The 16,079-nt window shown below is 68.9% G+C and carries 13 protein-coding genes; 9 read left to right on the top strand and 4 right to left on the bottom strand.

The window, feature by feature from the left end; genetic code table 11:
• The first annotated feature begins 86 nt into the window (after positions 1-86).
• Complete coding sequence (locus AC08OV_RS16170) at positions 87-1,178, top strand: LLM class F420-dependent oxidoreductase (RefSeq protein WP_476615996.1); 1,092 nt, start codon at positions 87-89, stop codon at positions 1,176-1,178.
• 75 nt (positions 1,179-1,253) lie between these two features.
• On the opposite strand, the gene AC08OV_RS16175 is transcribed toward AC08OV_RS16170, so the two are convergent.
• A complete protein-coding gene (locus AC08OV_RS16175; protein WP_476615995.1) occupies positions 1,254-2,315 on the bottom strand; it encodes a universal stress protein in 1,062 nt (353 codons plus the stop codon).
• A gap of 205 nt (positions 2,316-2,520) precedes the next feature.
• The gene (locus tag AC08OV_RS16180) at positions 2,521-3,687 is read right to left on the bottom strand and encodes an alpha/beta hydrolase fold domain-containing protein (protein WP_476619883.1); all 1,167 of its coding nucleotides are present in this window, start codon (positions 3,685-3,687) and stop codon (positions 2,521-2,523) included.
• Positions 3,688-4,120: 433 nt separating this feature from the next.
• On the opposite strand from AC08OV_RS16180, the gene AC08OV_RS16185 reads away from it, so the two are divergent.
• Together AC08OV_RS16185 and AC08OV_RS16190 are read left to right on the top strand one after the other, a co-directional pair.
• Positions 4,121-4,708, top strand: a complete 588-nt coding sequence (locus AC08OV_RS16185; protein ID WP_476619884.1) for a TetR/AcrR family transcriptional regulator — start codon at positions 4,121-4,123, stop codon at positions 4,706-4,708.
• A 189-nt stretch (positions 4,709-4,897) separates the two neighbouring features.
• Positions 4,898-6,400: an MFS transporter gene (locus AC08OV_RS16190; protein WP_476616203.1), complete on the top strand. Its 1,503-nt coding sequence runs from the start codon at positions 4,898-4,900 to the stop codon at positions 6,398-6,400.
• Between the two features lie 133 nt (positions 6,401-6,533).
• Here the strand turns inward: AC08OV_RS16190 and AC08OV_RS16195 are convergent, their stop codons facing one another.
• Both AC08OV_RS16195 and AC08OV_RS16200 read right to left on the bottom strand, forming a co-directional pair.
• On the bottom strand, positions 6,534-7,079 hold the full coding sequence (locus AC08OV_RS16195; RefSeq protein ID WP_476615700.1) for a hypothetical protein: 546 nt from the start codon (positions 7,077-7,079) through the stop codon (positions 6,534-6,536).
• The gene (locus AC08OV_RS16200) at positions 7,069-8,010 is read right to left on the bottom strand and encodes a ParA family protein (RefSeq protein ID WP_476615699.1); all 942 of its coding nucleotides are present in this window, start codon (positions 8,008-8,010) and stop codon (positions 7,069-7,071) included. The genes AC08OV_RS16195 and AC08OV_RS16200 overlap by 11 nt, the downstream gene beginning before the upstream one ends.
• A 629-nt stretch (positions 8,011-8,639) precedes the next feature.
• Here AC08OV_RS16200 and AC08OV_RS16205 point away from each other — a divergent pair.
• The 6 genes from AC08OV_RS16205 to AC08OV_RS16230 all read left to right on the top strand — a co-directional run bounded on the left by AC08OV_RS16205 (position 8,640) and on the right by AC08OV_RS16230 (position 15,484).
• On the top strand, positions 8,640-9,023 hold the full coding sequence (locus tag AC08OV_RS16205) for an SHOCT domain-containing protein (protein ID WP_476615698.1): 384 nt from the start codon (positions 8,640-8,642) through the stop codon (positions 9,021-9,023).
• A 30-nt stretch (positions 9,024-9,053) separates the two neighbouring features.
• Positions 9,054-9,686, top strand: a complete 633-nt coding sequence (locus AC08OV_RS16210) for a GAP family protein (protein ID WP_476615697.1) — start codon at positions 9,054-9,056, stop codon at positions 9,684-9,686.
• A 295-nt stretch (positions 9,687-9,981) separates the two neighbouring features.
• The gene (locus AC08OV_RS16215; protein WP_476615696.1) at positions 9,982-10,743 is read left to right on the top strand and encodes a ribonuclease BN; all 762 of its coding nucleotides are present in this window, start codon (positions 9,982-9,984) and stop codon (positions 10,741-10,743) included.
• Positions 10,744-11,710: 967 nt separating this feature from the next.
• Complete coding sequence (locus AC08OV_RS16220; protein ID WP_476614965.1) at positions 11,711-13,624, top strand: phosphatidylglycerol lysyltransferase domain-containing protein; 1,914 nt, start codon at positions 11,711-11,713, stop codon at positions 13,622-13,624.
• A gap of 502 nt (positions 13,625-14,126) precedes the next feature.
• The gene (locus AC08OV_RS16225) at positions 14,127-14,531 is read left to right on the top strand and encodes a hypothetical protein (protein WP_476614960.1); all 405 of its coding nucleotides are present in this window, start codon (positions 14,127-14,129) and stop codon (positions 14,529-14,531) included.
• A 275-nt stretch (positions 14,532-14,806) separates the two neighbouring features.
• Positions 14,807-15,484, top strand: a complete 678-nt coding sequence (locus AC08OV_RS16230; RefSeq protein WP_476614961.1) for a Crp/Fnr family transcriptional regulator — start codon at positions 14,807-14,809, stop codon at positions 15,482-15,484.
• The last annotated feature ends 595 nt before the right edge of the window (positions 15,485-16,079 follow it).

Below are 16,079 nucleotides of genomic sequence, written 5' to 3' on the forward strand. Positions count from 1 at the left end.
TCCCCCGTCTCCGTCCCCCGTCTCTGTCCCCCGTCTCCGCGACGACCATCTGACCGAACACCGTCGACCACCCGTGAGGTACTCCCGTGACCACTCCGCGTTTCGGTGTCACCCTTCCTCTGCCCGGCATCCCGCTGCGGGACCATCGACGCATCGTCACGGGACTCGCTGACGCCGGCTACAGCGACGTGTGGACGGCCGAAGGCGGCGGCATCGACGCGTTCACCCCGCTCGCGGTCGCCGCCGCCTGGGATCCCCGGGTGCGCCTGGCGAGCGCGATCGTGCCCGTCCACACCCGCGGCCCGGCGGTGCTCGCCCAGACCGCGGCGACCCTGGCCGATCTGACGTTCGGTGGGCTTGTCCTCGGCATCGGTTCGTCGGTGCCCGCCCACGTGACCGACCTCAACGGCATCCCGTTCGACGAGCCCTTCCGCCGGACCCGGGACACGCTTCGTTTCCTCACCCGGGCGCTGCGCGGCGAGGTGGTCTCCGGCGCCTTCGACACGTTCGCGATCCGCGGCTTCGTCCTACCGAATCCTCCGATCGAGACGCCGAAGGTCATCCTGGGAGCGCTGCGGCCCGGCATGCTCAAGCTCGGCTTCACCGAGGGGGACGGTGCCGTCACCAATCTGCTGTCCCCCGAAGATCTGATCAAGGTCCGTGCCGCCGTCGGACCGCAGCCAGCGGGCAAGGAGCTGGTGGTGAAGGTCTTCGTGAGCCCGAACGCCGATCCGAACGCCGATCCGAACGTTGCCCGCCGCGACAGCCGGCCGTTCCTCACCTGGATCCTTAACCAGACCCCTTACCACGCCTTCCACGAATGGCTCGGCAACGGCGAACGGCTCGCCGAGTCCCACGAGCGCTGGACCGCCGGGGACCAGCGTGGTGCCGCCCGGGCGCTACCCGACGAGGTCATCGATGCCCTGTTCATCCACGGCACGCCCGAGCAGTGCCGCGACCAGATCGCCGCATATGTGCAGCCCGGGGTCACCGCGGTCCAGCTCTACGTCCGCCTGACTCCGTCCTTCCTGCTCGGAGCGTGGGACAGCGCCGGATCGACCGGATCGACCGGATCAACTGGATCGGCTGGCGGGGGAGAGCAGGATCTGGCCGAGCGGGTCCTCGGCCTGCTGAGCACGCTGCGCCCCCGCATCCCCACGCCGGCTGGCATCGGCTGATCGACCTCGCCGGACGGACCGCGCCGGTTTCCCGACCACGGGCCGCGCCGCTACCGACCAGGGCCACCGGGGCCGCTACCTGACCACGGCCACCGGGCAGTGCGCGTGCAGGACGCACTGGTGGCTCACCGAACCGAGAAGCAGTTCGGCGAAGCCGCCGTGCCCGCGGCTGCCGACCACGAGCAGCTGCGCGTCAGCCGAGGCCCGCAGCAGCGCATGGGCGGGGCCATCGACGACGGTCTCCTTCCTGACGGGGATGGGCAGCCCGCCGGCGTGCTCGGTGACGATCGTGGAGACGGCCTGGTCGAGGGTCTGCCGGGCCTGCTCCGCCAGCGCCGATCCGATATCGGCGTAGCTCCCCGGGTAGATCGGGATGTCCAGGTGCCAGGCGTGCACGACGTGCAGGGCGCTCTTGCGGAGCATCGCCGCCTCGACGGCCCACCGTAGTGCCGTGAGCGAGGGGGCCGAGCCGTCCACGCCGACGACCACCGGCCGGTCGTCGATGCCGACGGGCTGGTGCGCGCCGCCGCTCGCCATATCGCGGTCATGCTTTCCGGACCGGTGCCTGCCGGATCCGGCGGCCGGGGCGACCGACCGTACCACGACGACCGGCAGGGAGGCATGGTGCACCACACCCTGGCTCACCGAGCCGCTCACCAGTCGGTGCAGGGCCCCGTGACCGCGCTCGCCGACGACGATCATCCGCGCGCCGGCCGCGGCCCGCAGCAGCTCCGGGACGGGACTGCCCTCCTCGACCCGCCGGATGATCCGCACTGTCGGATCGCTGACCCGGGCTGCGGTCAGCGCGGTGTCCAGAACCCGCGTGGCGGCGTGCGCCAGACCCTCGCGGTCGGCGTTCGCCGCGGTCTCGAAGACCGGCCGCGGTTCGCCCATGACGTCCCATACCAGTACCGCGATCACCGGGACCAGGCGCCGGGCGGCCTCGTCGCAGGCCCACCGGATCGCGGCGACGGACGCGGGTGAACCGTCGACCCCGACGACGATCCCACCGGCGGCGGACTCCGCGTCCGCCGCCTCGACGGCCTGCCCGGCGGGGCGCGCGTACCCCGCGGTGTCCGACTGTGCCTCGGTGTCCGGCCGTGCTGCGGTGTCCGGCCGTGCTGCGGTGTCCGGCATCGCCATCACCCTCTCGCCGTGCTGCTCCCCGTCACTGCCATGGTTCCGCCTGAAGGTGACCCCCGCGACGTGACGCGCGGGGTGAGCCGGTGGGGCCTGCGGCCGGTCATGACCCTGCCGGATGGCCCGCGGCCTGAGGCCGCAGAGGTGGCCTGAGGCCGCAGAGGTGGTTGGGTCGACGGAGCGCCGGGTGGTGTGCCGGCCGTCAGCGGCCGATGGTGCGGTGCAGGAACGCCAGAACGGCGCCCATCCGCTCCCGGGCCGGGAAGGCACCGCCGTGGCCGGCGCCCGGCACGATCGTCACGTCCACCGCCGGCGCTCCGGCGGCGCGCAGTGCGTGGGCGAGTTCCAGCGACTGCTGGTGGGGGACCGTGCAGTCCACGTCCCCGTGCTCGATCAGGAACGGCGGCAGCGGCCCGCGGCTCAGGTAGTTCAGGGGGCTCGCCACCCGTACCAGCTGGGGCACGGCCGTCACGGTGCGGCCGAGGAACCGCGACTCCGGCGAGTGGGGCTGGTCGTGCTGGGCGTCAGCCACGGTGCACCGCTCGTTCGCGCGCAGCTGGGCGTCCATCGAGGCGAAGTTCACCGGGCCGTAGAAGTCGACGACGGCCTGGACGTCGCTGGACACCCCGGGATTGCCGAGCCCCGGGTCGTCGAACATCGCCACACCGCTCGTCGTGCCCAGCATCACCGCGAGGTAGGCCCCGGCCGACGCGCCGGTCGCGGCGATGCGGGAGGGGTCCAGGCCATAGGTGCCCGCGTGGGCCCGCAGCCAGCGGGCGGACGCCTTCACGTCCTGGACCGCGGCCGGGAACTTCGCCTCCCCGGACAGCCGGTAGTTCAAGCTGGCGACGGCGTACCCGGCGTGGACGAGTGCTCGGACCACCGGCAGGTCGTCCCGCTTGTCGCCGAGCATGAACGCGCCACCGTGGATCGTGAGTACCACCGGCAGGACCGTCCCGGGGGTCACCTGGGCCCCCTCGGCACCTGCCGTCGGGGCCGGCGGGGAGGGACGGTAGAGATCCAGCCGCTGTGCCGGCGAGACCGGCGCGTAGGGCACGTCCCGCAGGACCCACATGCCGCCGGACTCCTCGGGCGTGCCGGCCTGCGCGGGTGCGCTGTTCGGGCCACCCGGGCCCGACGCTGTCGGCGACGCGGGGCGAGGGGCGGAGCCGTGCCGGGAGCACGCCGCCAGGCCCAGGCCGAGCGCGAGCATGCTGCCGGTGGCGGCGGCGAGGAATCGGTGCTGGGCGGAGCGGATGATGACAATTCTCCCTTCCGAAGGGCCGTCCGCGGGACGGGGATCGGCCGGGCAGGGATCGGCCGGGTAGGGGTCAGCGGGGACGGAACTCTCGCCTCCGCCAGTCATCATGCCCTGCCGCTCTAACCGCCCCGAACATCCGATCGCATGATGAATCCCTTGATCTTGGCGTTCGCCGATATTCCAGGCGGACGGCCCCGGGTGTTGTCCGTTCGGGACACCCGGATCGCGGCCGGAGCCGGAGCCGGAGCCGGAGCCTGCGGCCGGGGCCGGGGCCGGGGCGGCGCGAGTGCGGGTGCGGGTGACGGGTGTTGGTGCCGAGTGGCGGATGTGACCAGTGCCACACGGCGTGGGGAGCTGGCATTTGCAGTACAGTACGGTACTGTTTCTCTGGTCCGGGTAATGTTCATTGCGTCTTCTCCTCGGCGTCGCGGCCATGCGCGTCGACTCCGGAGAAGCGTCCGAGACGGAAGGGTGAAGACCGATTTCCCCGCCGAGTGGCGCCGGGCGTGGCCGGCCCCGGGACGACGCCCGGGAGCGGGCGATCCTGGACGCCGCGCTGGAACTGCTCGTCGAGGTCGGGTATGAGCGGATGAGCATGGTCGCCGTCGCGGCCCGGGCCCGGGCCAGCAAGGCGACGATCTACCGCCGATGGTCGTGCAAGGACGAGATGGTCGTGGAGGCCCTGCGGCGGCATGGTCCCGGCGACCGCGTCCCGGCTGACACCGGGTGCCTGCGGGACGACCTGGCCGCCGAGGTGCGCCTCATGGTCGACACGATTACCGGTCCCGACGGTGCGCTGCTCATCGGCGTGCTCCGGGCCGCGAGCGAGTCCCCGCGGCTGGCTGCGGTCGTGCAGGCCAACATCCTGCAGAACAAGGCGAAGATCGGCCGCTGCATGTTCGCTCGGGCCTCGCAACGGGGGGAGATCTCTGCGTCGGCCGATTTCGACGTGATCATGGAGATTGTCGTGGCGATGATTTTCTGTCGCCTGCTCGTCACCGGTGAGCCGCTCGACGGCGCGTTCGTCGATCATATGGTGGACGACGTGCTCATGCCGTTACTGGCTGGCCGGCCCGGAACGACACTCCGCCCCGGAACACCCCCGTCCGGGGCCAACTCGAACACCTGAGCTATTCTCGGCTCGAACGCCCGTTCGATAGCCCTGTCCCTGCCACCGTCGCGTCACCGACACCGCCACGGACCGCCCGGTCCCGGGGCGCCGTCCACCGGCACCATCCCCACTGCACCGGGTCGCCTCGCGCGAACTCGTGGCGTTCGTTCGTCCCCGTTTCAGGTCCGATCGGCTAGGAGCTTCCCTGTGACCACAACCCTCGACCACCAGGCGGAGGACCGTCCGGTGGAGGCGGCGGACGGCTCGCCCGATCCACGGCGCTGGCTCGCGCTCTGGATCATCGCTGTCGCGCAGCTCATGGTCGTCCTCGACGCCTCGATCGTGAACATCGCGATCCCGCACGCGCAGGCCGATCTCGACATCTCCACCGCGAACCGGCAATGGATCGTCACCGCGTACACCGTGGCCTTCGGCGGTCTGCTGCTGCTTGGCGGGCGCGTCGCCGACTACCTGGGGCGCAAGCGGGCCTTCAGCTGGGGACTCCTCGGTTTCGCGCTGGCCTCGGCGCTGGGCGGCCTGGCCCCGAACGCCGGCCTGCTGTTCGCCGCGCGGGCGCTGCAGGGTGCGTTCGCGGCCCTACTCGCGCCGGCCGCGCTGTCGCTGATCACCGTCGCCTTCACTGAAAGCCGCGAGCGGGCGAAGGCGTTCGGCGTGTACGGAGCGATCTCCGGTGGTGGCGCCGCGATCGGTCTTATCGTCGGCGGCCTGCTCACCGAGTACGCCTCCTGGCGGTGGTGCCTGCTGGTGAACGTGCCGATCGCGCTCATCACCGCGGCTCTCGCGCTGCCCGTAGTGCGCGAGAGCCGGGCGCAGGGCAAGGCCCGCTACGACCTGCCCGGCGCGGTGACGGTGACCGCGGGCCTGGTGGCCTTGGTCTACGGCTTCACCGTGGCCGCCGAGGACGGCTGGGGCGACGCCCGCACCATCGGGCTGCTGGTCGGTGCGGCCGTGCTGCTCGCGGCCTTCGTCGTCATCGAGTCCCGCACCAGCGCGCCGCTGCTGCCGCTACGGGTGCCGTGGGAGCGCAACCGCGGCGGCTCGTTCCTGGCCTCGCTGCTGACCGGGGCCGGCCTGTTCGCGATGTTCCTGTTCCTGACGTACTACTTCCAGCAGACGCTCGGCTACGGCGCCCTGAAGACCGGCTTCGCGTTCCTGCCGTTCAGCGGCGGGATCATCGTCTCCGCGGGGCTGGCCAGCCAGCTCCTGCCGCGCGTCGGGCCCCGGGTACTCGCCGGCGCCGGCACGACGCTCGCGGCGGTCGGGATGGCGCTGCTCCTCGCGATCGGGACGGATTCGAGCTACGTCGTGCACATCCTTCCCTCCGAGCTGCTGATCAGCATCGGCATGGGCTTCTCGTTCGTGCCCCTGTCGAACCTCGCGCTGATCGGGGTCGCCCCGCACGACGCGGGGGTGGCCAGCGCGCTGGTCAATACGACGCAGCAGATCGGCGGGTCGCTGGGTACCGCGTTGCTCAACACCGTCTACGCGACAGCCGTCACCAACTACCTGGCCGATCACGGGCGGGGTGGGAAGGCCCTCCTCGACCAAGCGCAGATCGAGGGCTACACCACGGCGTTCCTGTGGGGAGCCATCCTCATCGCGCTCGCTGCGGTAGTGATCGTCGTGCTCATCCGAGCCGGGCGGGAGTCGACCGCCGACGTCGAGGTCGTCCCCGCGCACGCCGGCTGACCCGTCCGCGCGGCACCCCGTCCGCGCACCCCTTCCTCGTCCGTCCGGGGCATTCCTCGTCCGTCCGGGACAGGCCAGGAAGGGCCGCGGGGCGCTGGGGGCGCTGGGGGCGCTGGGGTGGTGACCGGAAATCCTACAGTTCGGATTCCCCGGCCAGCATCGCCCGGGAGCTGAGCCGGAAACCGATGGTCCCGTCCACGATCTTTCGGATCACGGTGGCTTTCGGATCCCTGCCGCCGACACCGTCGACACCCAGGGCGCCCGCCAGGGCCCGTAGCTGCGGGACCGGGATCCGGCCCAGGGCGGCCAGGTGCTCCCGGGCTTCCTGCCGGCTCGCGGCGGCGACCAGTGTCGCGTGCAGCTTCTCGACGTCCACGGACGCCGGGAGCCGGGAGCCGTCCGCCGCGGCACGACCGCCCCGGTCTGCTGCCGTAGCCGTAGCCGTAGCCGTAGCCGTAGCCGTGGGCGTGGGCGTGGGTGTGGCCGTGGGCGTGGGTGTGGCCGTGGGTGTGGCCGTGGCCGCGGGGACGACCGCGAGCCGCGCCCGGCCCGCCACGAGATCGTCGAGCTGCCGGACGTCCAGGGTGTCGAGCAGATCGGACACCTGGCGCAGGAGAACGGCCCCGAGACGGGCCGCATCCCGACCCGGGTGGCTGGCGGGCCGACTGTCAGGAGCCATGGTTCGCCGTCCGGATGCGTTTGAGGAACTCCTCGACCAGGCTCTGCAGTTCCCAGGCGAGTTCCCGGCTGAGCTGCTCGGTGAGAATGGCGGGGAGCTGGGCGCGGGCCGCGCCGGCGAAGTGCTTGTTGCTCTCCCGGAGCATCGCATCGAAGACGGGCAGCCCGAGGCTTCTGGTCTGCGCTATGTAGGGCCGCAGCGCCGAGACGGGCTGACCACCGTAGTACTGGACCATCGTGAAGACGACGCCCAGAATCATCGGTTCCAGTTTCTTCACGGCCGGCCGGAGGTCGGCCTGCAGATCAGCGACCTGGTTGAACTCCCAGGTGAACCGGCGCAGCCGGGACTGCAGGTGATCGATTCCGAGGGTGGACAGCTCGTCCGGGCGGGCCGGGATGAGCAGCTGGTCGCTGGCCGCCACGGCGGACCTCGTGATGACGCCGAAGTTCGGCGGGCAGTCGATGAGCACCAGATCGTAGAGCCGCCCGGGCAGGGTGGCAAGCCCGGCCGCGAGACGCAGATAGACGTCGAAGTAGTGGCGTGTCGACCGGTGGATCTGTGCCCCACCCAACCGCGCGGCGAGATCCATCTCGACGTCGCCGAGGGCAAGGTGGGACGCGATCAGGTCGAGCCGGCCACCGCCATGCGCGATGCGGGAGTTCGCCACCGTGGGGGCGGTGACGAGCGCCTCGAGTCCCGGCACCGGCCCGTCCATCCGCCAGGCTTCGAACCACTGTTTGATGGTCCGGCCCTCGGCGAGGTGCGCCCGCCAGTCCTCCGGCCGGTAGAAGGAGAAGGTGAGGCTCGCCTGCGGATCAAGATCGATCAGAAGAACCCGTTTTCCCCAGCGGGCGATCTCCGCGCCGATGTTCGCCGTCAGAGTGGTCTTTCCGACTCCGCCCTTGTAGTTCATGACCGAGACCACTTTCACGATGTCACCGCTCTTGTGGATGACCGCGATATATTAAGGTAGCCGTCAGGTTGGCTTCGTGGACTTCGATGATGTGTCATCCGGCGGTCCCCCTGTCGCGCACTGGCGCCGTCCGTACGCGTGACCCGCGCCGGCCTTCTTCCTGCCAGCACACCACGTGCCGTTGACGCCACTTCCGGGATCCCCCGGACGGGTGAGTGCCGTGCGTGGACATTTGGCCGCCGATGACCATCGATCGTCCAGCTGATCCCACGTTGGGAGGGCCGTGGGAGAGGCCGTAGGGCGGCCAGCCGCGCACCGGCTCCGGACTGCCGCCACGTCGGACATGGCCGACTGGTGGGTACATCATGGTCAACTTCAAGCGAAGTGGGACGGTACTAAGACGAAGGCCCGCAAGTCCGGCCGGACACCTCAAGCCGACCGTCTGCCGTCAGTGCCCCTGGTCACCTAGTGTCCCCGGCCACCGTCTGCGGCATCGGGCCGAGACGAGAGGGTGAGTTTCGGGTGATGCTGGGTTTGACGCGGCGAACAGGCGGTAGGTAATGGCTGTGGTAATGCGGCGCACCTGACGCGCGCGCGGGCCGGGAGGACCCGGTTCGGCTGTTGGCTCGGCGAGCGAGGAAGTGGTTATGGACTATCCGTTGCTTAATGCTTTTCTAACGGTTCTGTTTATCTTTTTGTTTGCCGTCTGGATCTATTTCCTGTTTGTTATCTATGCTGATATCTTTCGTAGTCGGGATCTGTCCGGCTGGGGGAAGGCCGGCTGGTCGATCTTTGTCCTCGTGCTTCCGGTCATCGGTATCCTGAGTTACTTGATCGTGCGCGGCGACGGGATGCAGGATCGGATGGTGCTCCACAAGCAGTACGAGGAGGATGCGGTCCGCGGCTACCTCCGCGCCGCGACCCGCACGACCAGCATTGCAGACGAGCTGGCCAAGCTCGACGACCTGCACCGCCGCGGACTGCTCAACGACCAGGAGTTCGAGCGCGAGAGGGCTAGGATTCTCGCGTGAGTCAGCATGGTCAAGCGGTGGGGAGCATCCATGGACGGTCTCCAGATTCTCCCGCTGGCAATCACCATGATGATCGGACCACAGATCATGTCGGCGATCATCTTCGTTACCACGCCACGAGCCGGGCGGGTATCTCTGGGGTTCCTGGCCGGTGTGGCGGTCGCGACAGCGACCGGTGTGGCCGTCATGATGGGCCTTGCTGCACTGCTAGACAGCGCTGTCGACCTGGGCAGCCCGAGGAGTAACGGTTCAGCCGGCCAGATCATCCAGTACGTACTGGTGGGCCTGTTGGCAGCCGCCGCCGTGAAGAACTGGGTGCGGCGCGAAACGGTGGAGCCGCCGAAATGGCTGACGACGCTGATGGCGGCAGATCTGATGAAGGCGTTCCAAGTCGGACTGTTCGTCATTCTGCTGATGCCCTCGGACATCGTGATTATGATGACGGTTGGAATACATCTGCAGCAGAACAACGCGTCCTATGCGGCAGTACTCCCGTTCATCGGGCTGACCGTTACGGTGGCGGCACTGCCGCTGCTTGCCCGGCTACTGTTCCATAGACGGGCAGAAGTCGCCGCACCGCGCGTCCGAGACTGGATGAACACCCACAGCTGGCTCATCAACATCATCGTCTGCATCATTTTCATCGCCCTCATCATCGACTGAAGCGGCTGCCTGAGTCCCCGCCCCGGAGGGCGAGCGCCGCACACAGGGCATTCGGCGGATCCGGCGATGAACCCGGTGCTGTGGGGAGGACGCCATGCCCCGGAGCTGGCGTACGAGTAATAACAATCTTGCGTCGCGGCCGTCTGGCGGCGCTGGCGTTCACCGCAGCGGCGCGCTGCGGCGGCCAATCAGGACGCTCTGTGCGCGCGTCGGGACAGCCCGGGTGCGTGCAGGGCGGTCCCCGGTAGGAGACCTGGCGTCCAGACTACATGAGGCGGATCTGATTAACAGGGCGATGAATCTCGCCGCGATGATCCTGATGATTTTCTTTCCTTTTGTCATCACGCTGGCGGCGCTGTCGCCGCTGCGGCAGGGCGGTGCGGCGGACATAATCATCGCGCGCATGGGGTTGAGCCATGATGCGGCGATGGCCGTGGAACGACTCTTTACCCCGCGGAGCGGAACCGTCATCACTGGCTGGACAGTACTGGGAGTTCTCTGGCTGATAATTGGCGGACTGAGTCTGGCTGCGTCCGTCCAGTCCATTTATGTGCGGGTCTTCAGGCTGAAGCCATTCGGGCTACGCGGCCTACTGGCCCAGGTCGTCTGGCTCTGCGGACTGATCTTCTTTCTTGTCGCTACCACGAGTCTCGGGGCGCTGCTCACCGGCACCGTGGCTGGTCAGGTCTGCTACGGCCTGGTAGCCACCGTGATCCTGGCGCTCTTCTTGTGGGTCGGGGTCCGGGTGCTCACCATCGGCCGGATGAGCTGGCGGGACTCGTGGCCGACAGCCCTGTTCACGACGATCGGCCTGACTGGTCTGGGTGTCGTCAGCCGGCTGGCATTCTCGGCTTCCATGGTGGCGAACGAGCGTAGCTATGGCGGGATCGGGGTTGTGTTCACCATCCTGTCGTGGCTGATCGGTTTCGGTGTTGTCCTCATCGGAGGGGTAATCGTCGGCACGTGGTATCTCGACACCGAGCTGTCGGTCGCCGGCATCCTCAGAAAGTTTCATATCGGGAGGAGGATGGGCCGAGACCAAGCCCGGAAATCATGAGATGAGCCGGTGCGCGGATCGATGCCGAGGGCTACAAGGGCCAATGACGTGTGACCTGGTGTTGATCGTGTCCGGTGGACAGCAGGAGGTGACGCCGTGTGAGCGGCTGATCTGGTCGACCGGCGTCCTGCCGTCTTACCTCTAGGTTCAGGGCGTCAACGTCGCCTCCATAGGGTCCAAGCCGGGCACCCGCATCGGCCGCAATCCGAGCCGGGCCGGTAGTGCTCGTGGTCATGACGCGCATGGCCGCAGCGGCAGTGCAGGACGAGCAGACCGCGGATCGACCTCACAGGGCCACCTCCGTCCGGATGGGAGTGATAAGTGAGTTAACTGCCTAAATGTCGTATGTGAGCCAATCTGCCTGGTATGTCTAGACGTTCGGGCGGAGATCGTTCAGGTCGTCCTTCCCGGCCGGCCCGGGGACGCCTGCCTGGCTCTCGTCCGCGACTCGGCGCCCTCTCCGCGTGACCACCCCGAGACTCGGCCCGGCTACGGCCGGGTGGCCCGAGGAACGTCTGTGACGGGGCGGTTTATCGTCTCCAGATCCTGAGCGCCGTAGCAAGCGACCCATCGGGAGACGATAGGGATCATGAGTATCTTGAGCGGGACCGGGGCATCGGGCACCTCGGCCGGGCGCCACGCCGACGGGCGGCGGGGGGGAAACGCGCCGCCCGAGGCGAACGAGCGCGCCGTCATCCGGTGCCGGTGGTGGCCACGCCCGGCGGTGCGGCCGAACCCCGGGCGGTCCGGCGCCCGCCGGGGCCTGTCCGGCGCCCGCCGGGGCCTGTCCGCCCGGTCTGGTTCGGTCGGTCGGGGGCCCGCCGCCTCTCCCGTCCCTCCCGCACCGCCTGCCCCCCAGGCACCGCGTGCCCCGTCGGCCTCGGCGGCGTCATCGGCCTCACCGGCGTCGTCGGCCCCGCCGCTGACGACACCACCCGGCGCCCGTTCCGGCAGGAAGAGCAGCAGGATGCCCGTGCTGCCCCCCTGGAAACGGCCGTGGGCGCCTCGGGCCGCTGCGCTGCTGGCCCTGGTTGTCGGCCTGGTCGACGTCGTCTCCGCGGTCACCCCGGAGTGGCGCTCCGGCCTGGAGGACCTGCGGGTTCTCCTGCCCCCTGCAGCCTCCCAGCAGGCCGCCGCGTTTACCGTCGTCGTCGGCATGCTGCTCGTGCTGCTGACGCCGGGGCTGCGCCGCAGCAAGCGGCGGGCCTGGCGGGCCGTGGTGGTCCTGCTCGGCGTGAGCATCGTGCTCCACGTTGCCAAGGGTCTGGACTACGAGGAGGCGGCCGGATCGGCCGCGCTGCTTATCGCCCTGCTGCTGGTCCACGGGGAGTTCCGGGCCAAGGGCGACCCGTCGACGCGTTGGCGGGCGCTCGGCGTCGGCCTGCTGCTCACCGTCGTCTCGATCGGGATCGGGTTCCTGCTGCTCTATCTGCGCCAGGACCGGATCGTCGGCCCGCATTCGCTGTCCGCTCAGTTCGAACAGATCGTCGAGGGACTCGTCGGGATCCCCGGTCCGCTGCGGTTCACCTCCGACCGGTTCTCCGACCTCGCCGCCCGCGTGCTGCTGACGATGGGCCTGTTGACCATTGTGACCACCGGCTACCTCGCGCTGCGACCGCCCGAGCCCCGGCCCCGGCTGACCGACTCCGACGAGGAACGGATACGTGCCCTGCTGGCCCGGCACGGCAAGGCCGACTCGCTAGGATACTTCGCGCTGCGGTCGGACAAGTCGGTGATCTGGTCACCGACCGGCAAGGCCTGCGTGGCCTACCGGGTGGTCTCCGGCGTGATGCTGGCCAGCGGAGACCCGCTCGGTGACCGGGAGGCTTGGCCGGGGGCCATCAGGGAGTTCCTGCGCGAGGCGGCCGACCATGCGTGGATGCCGGCGGTCCTCGGCTGCTCGGAGGCGGGTGGCTTCGCCTGGACCCGCGCCGGTCTGTGCGCGCTGGAATTTGGTGACGAGGCCATCGTCGACACGGCGTCGTTCACGCTGGAGGGCCGGGCGATGCGTAACGTTCGCCAGGCGGTCGCCCGGGTGGAACGCGCCGGCTACACTGCGGTCGCGCGGCGGGTCGGCGATCTCGCGCCGGCCGACATCGCCCGGCTGAAGGCACAGGCCGCGGCCTGGCGGGGTACCCAGACGGAACGGGGCTTCTCAATGGCGCTCGGCCGCCTCGGCGGCGGCGCGGACGGCGACTGCGTGGCCGTGATGGCCTTCTCCCATGATGCGGGCCCCCGCGACGCGGGCCCCCACGACGCGGACGACCCGGTGAACGGTGCTCCGGGTCACCCGGCGAACGACACGACGAGCGGAACCGGGGACGACGCGTCGCATGCCGGCGCGGCCGGCACCGAGCCCCGGCTGCGCGCCCTGCTGCACTTCGTGCCGTGGGGACCCAAGGGCCTGTCGCTGGACGCGATGACACGGGACCGGACCGCCGACAACGGGCTGAACGAGTTCCTCATCGTCAGCGCCCTGCGCCAGGCCCGCGAGCTGGGCGTCGAACGGCTGTCGCTGAACTTCGCGTTCTTCCGGTCCGCGCTCGAACGCGGCGAGCGTCTGGGTGCCGGGCCGGTCATCCGCTGTTGGCGTTCCCTGTTAATATTCTTGTCCCGCTGGTTCCAAATCGATAGCTTGTACCGGTTCAACGCCAAATTTCAACCCACCTGGCAGCCCCGTTACATCTGCTACCCCGCCAGTTCCGAGCTACCACGGATCGCCCTGGCGATGCTCGAAGCCGAGGCCTTCCTGGTCTGGCCCCGCTGGCGCGACCATCTGTCCGGGTTATCCCGGCTGTCCCGGCTGTCCCGGTCCGGGACGGCCGGCATCCATCACCGTGTCCGAAGAAAGGACACCTCGACCGGCACTGGGCCAGGCTGACCGGATCTTCGCCGGAATGTCCGTCGGCGTGTTCTGCGCGCTGAACCTCGGGCTACGCCACCGTGACTTCGGCGTGTGGTGTCCGGTGCTTCGAGAGAGTCTGCGGTGGGCGGTGCCGTCCGACGTCCGCAAAGGTGGCGTGCCCACTGTCTTGCGCTGATCCCCGCTGCTGGTCCCAGAGTGGATTTCCGGGGTCAAATCGGTGCGATCCAGGCGATGTTCCTCGGTTCTTGATCTGCATTTTTAGTGTGTGCCGCTGATCCGAAACGCCGACGGTAGCGGGCATGATGGTGGCGGCGTCCTGGATGTCCGGTGCCACCACGGTCTGCTCGTCCAGTGCTCCATCGCAGAGCCTTCCTGTCTCATCGAACCGCCGAAAAGGGCCTCATCATGTCATTAAAGGGAAGATCCTCCTTCTGACTCTGGTGTAGGCAGCAACATTCTCAATCGCGGCTGGTTGCAACCGTGACCAGTTGTTCCTTTGACGGAAGAGGAGCCAAGCGTGGCAAGTGTGATCGACGGCATCTACCGGATCAGCATCGCCGGGCAGCAGACCCTCACCGACGTGGGCGGGGGCAACCTCGTCCTTCTGCCCGACGGCGACGGCGACGGGCAGGTGTGGCAGGTGCAGCGCGCCGACGACGACACCTACACGATCCGCAAGCCGTCCGGCGGGGCTTTTGTGGGCTTCGATGGTGACCCGGACGCGTTCGAGCGGGTACGTGTGCTCCCGGAGCCGCGTGAATGGAAGATCGCTGATGGCCCCCAGGCGGGTACCTTCACCATCGGTGTCCCGGACAATGAACTGACCCTGGGGCTTCACCCGGCACTCATCTACCCGCCGCTGGTTGCCCTGTCACCCATCTTCAGCGAGGACAGGGGCTGGATTTTCGAGGGCGTCGAGTAGTCGAGTAACCCGTTCACCCGGGTCCCGGCCCGGCCGGTGAACGAGGCCCTGTGCCGATGGCACGGGAGCCGGGCGCCGTGCCGCGGATGGCAGCAGTTTGACCATCCGCGGCACGGCACGTCGGCACGTCGGCACGTCGGCACGTCGCGGCCGAGAGCAAACCGGGCGAACCGGATAGAAATGATTGATCGGACAAGATCGCTGGTCGGTCACCTCAGCCGCATCCTCTCGGTGGCGGCGCCGAATGCGGGTCCGATCCGCGATACTTCTGTGGGATGACCGATTCTGTCCGGCCTGCCCGGCGGGGAATGCAGGCGATCCTCGGCGACCGTCTCTGGCAGGCGTTGTTGTCATGCGGTTCCCGGTGCCATTTCCGGTCGCGGCAGATGCTGCTGCGTCAGGGCGATCCAGATGATTTCCTGCTTCTGCTGACCACCGGCCGGGTGAAGGTGGTGCGCATGAACGCGGAGGGCTCGGCCCTCCTGCTGGCGCTGCGCTCGCCCGGGGACATGATCGGTGAGATGGCGCGAATCGGAACCGGACGCACCGCCACGGTGCAGGCGATCGATCGATGCGAGGCGCATCGGGTCTCCGCCGCCATGCTCGACTCCTTCCCGCGGCGGCACGGCGTTCAGGGAGCGCTCGCTGACTACGTGGTGAGCAAGCTGTCCGAAACGGTTCCCTACCAGCATCAGCTCGTGCATTTCTCGCCGCGGCAGCGGGTCGCCCGCCTGCTGTTGGAACTGGTCGCCCTCGCCGGACCGGAGCTGCCCGATCCGATTCGGGTGCCGTTCTCGCTCGATGCCGTCGCGGAGTCCCTGGGACTCGCCCGGAGCACGGTGGCCGCACACGTGGCGGCATTGCGAGAGGAACAGGTGCTGCGGCCGGGGCCACGGCTCGCGGTGGCGGACATCTCCCGGTTGCGGGCCGAGGTGGGCATCACGACCGGCTGAGCATGCCGGTCTGGCCCGTGGACTCCAGGTCGTCCGCTGGCTCTCCGTTGACGGGAGCCGGTGGGCCGACGAGATGTGGTCCGTGCCAATGTTGAACCGTCCGTCGATGGACGTTTTTGTCGCTCTTCCGCCGCGACGCTGAAGAACACGGGCATGACATCCGTGCTCTCCCGCGAACGCGAAGGATTCAGCGATGGCCTCTACAGTCTTCCGCATTCCGCACCTCCCCTTCCGGTGGGTGTATAGGGGTTGGAATCCCGCCTTCAGACAGGGGAGAACGTCAAATGTGCCATCCCCTCTTCATCCCGGAAATACTACGTTCCGTAGTCGGCTGATCGTCGAAGCCGGCCGATGATCCGTTTGCGGACCTCGTCGAGCACACTAGTCTCTGTTGCTGATGGTAGCGATTCACTCTCTCTCGGTTCTGGAGGAAGTGTGGACAAGTCCGTGAGGCGGAAAGCCGCAGTTGTCGCGGTGTCTACGGCGGCGGCAGTGTTCGTCACCGTGGGGCCGGCGGCTACGAGCGCGCTGGCGTCGAGCTATCTCGGTGGCCCGGTGGATGAAAAGATCGCCAAGGATCGCTGGGACCGTTGGG

It is taken from the genome of Frankia sp. CeTa3Moorea (assembly GCF_978021225.1).

Coding starts and splice junctions, on each gene's coding strand:
- AC08OV_RS16175 (WP_476615995.1), bottom strand. CDS start 2,315: ATGCCGGACACCGCAGCACGGCCGGACACCGCAGCACGGCCGGACACC.
- AC08OV_RS16180 (WP_476619883.1), bottom strand. CDS start 3,687: ATGATGACTGGCGGAGGCGAGAGTTCCGTCCCCGCTGACCCCTACCCG.
- AC08OV_RS16195 (WP_476615700.1), bottom strand. CDS start 7,079: ATGGCTCCTGACAGTCGGCCCGCCAGCCACCCGGGTCGGGATGCGGCC.
- AC08OV_RS16205 (WP_476615698.1), top strand. CDS start 8,640: ATGGACTATCCGTTGCTTAATGCTTTTCTAACGGTTCTGTTTATCTTT.
- AC08OV_RS16210 (WP_476615697.1), top strand. CDS start 9,054: ATGGACGGTCTCCAGATTCTCCCGCTGGCAATCACCATGATGATCGGA.
- AC08OV_RS16215 (WP_476615696.1), top strand. CDS start 9,982: ATGAATCTCGCCGCGATGATCCTGATGATTTTCTTTCCTTTTGTCATC.
- AC08OV_RS16220 (WP_476614965.1), top strand. CDS start 11,711: ATGCCCGTGCTGCCCCCCTGGAAACGGCCGTGGGCGCCTCGGGCCGCT.
- AC08OV_RS16230 (WP_476614961.1), top strand. CDS start 14,807: ATGACCGATTCTGTCCGGCCTGCCCGGCGGGGAATGCAGGCGATCCTC.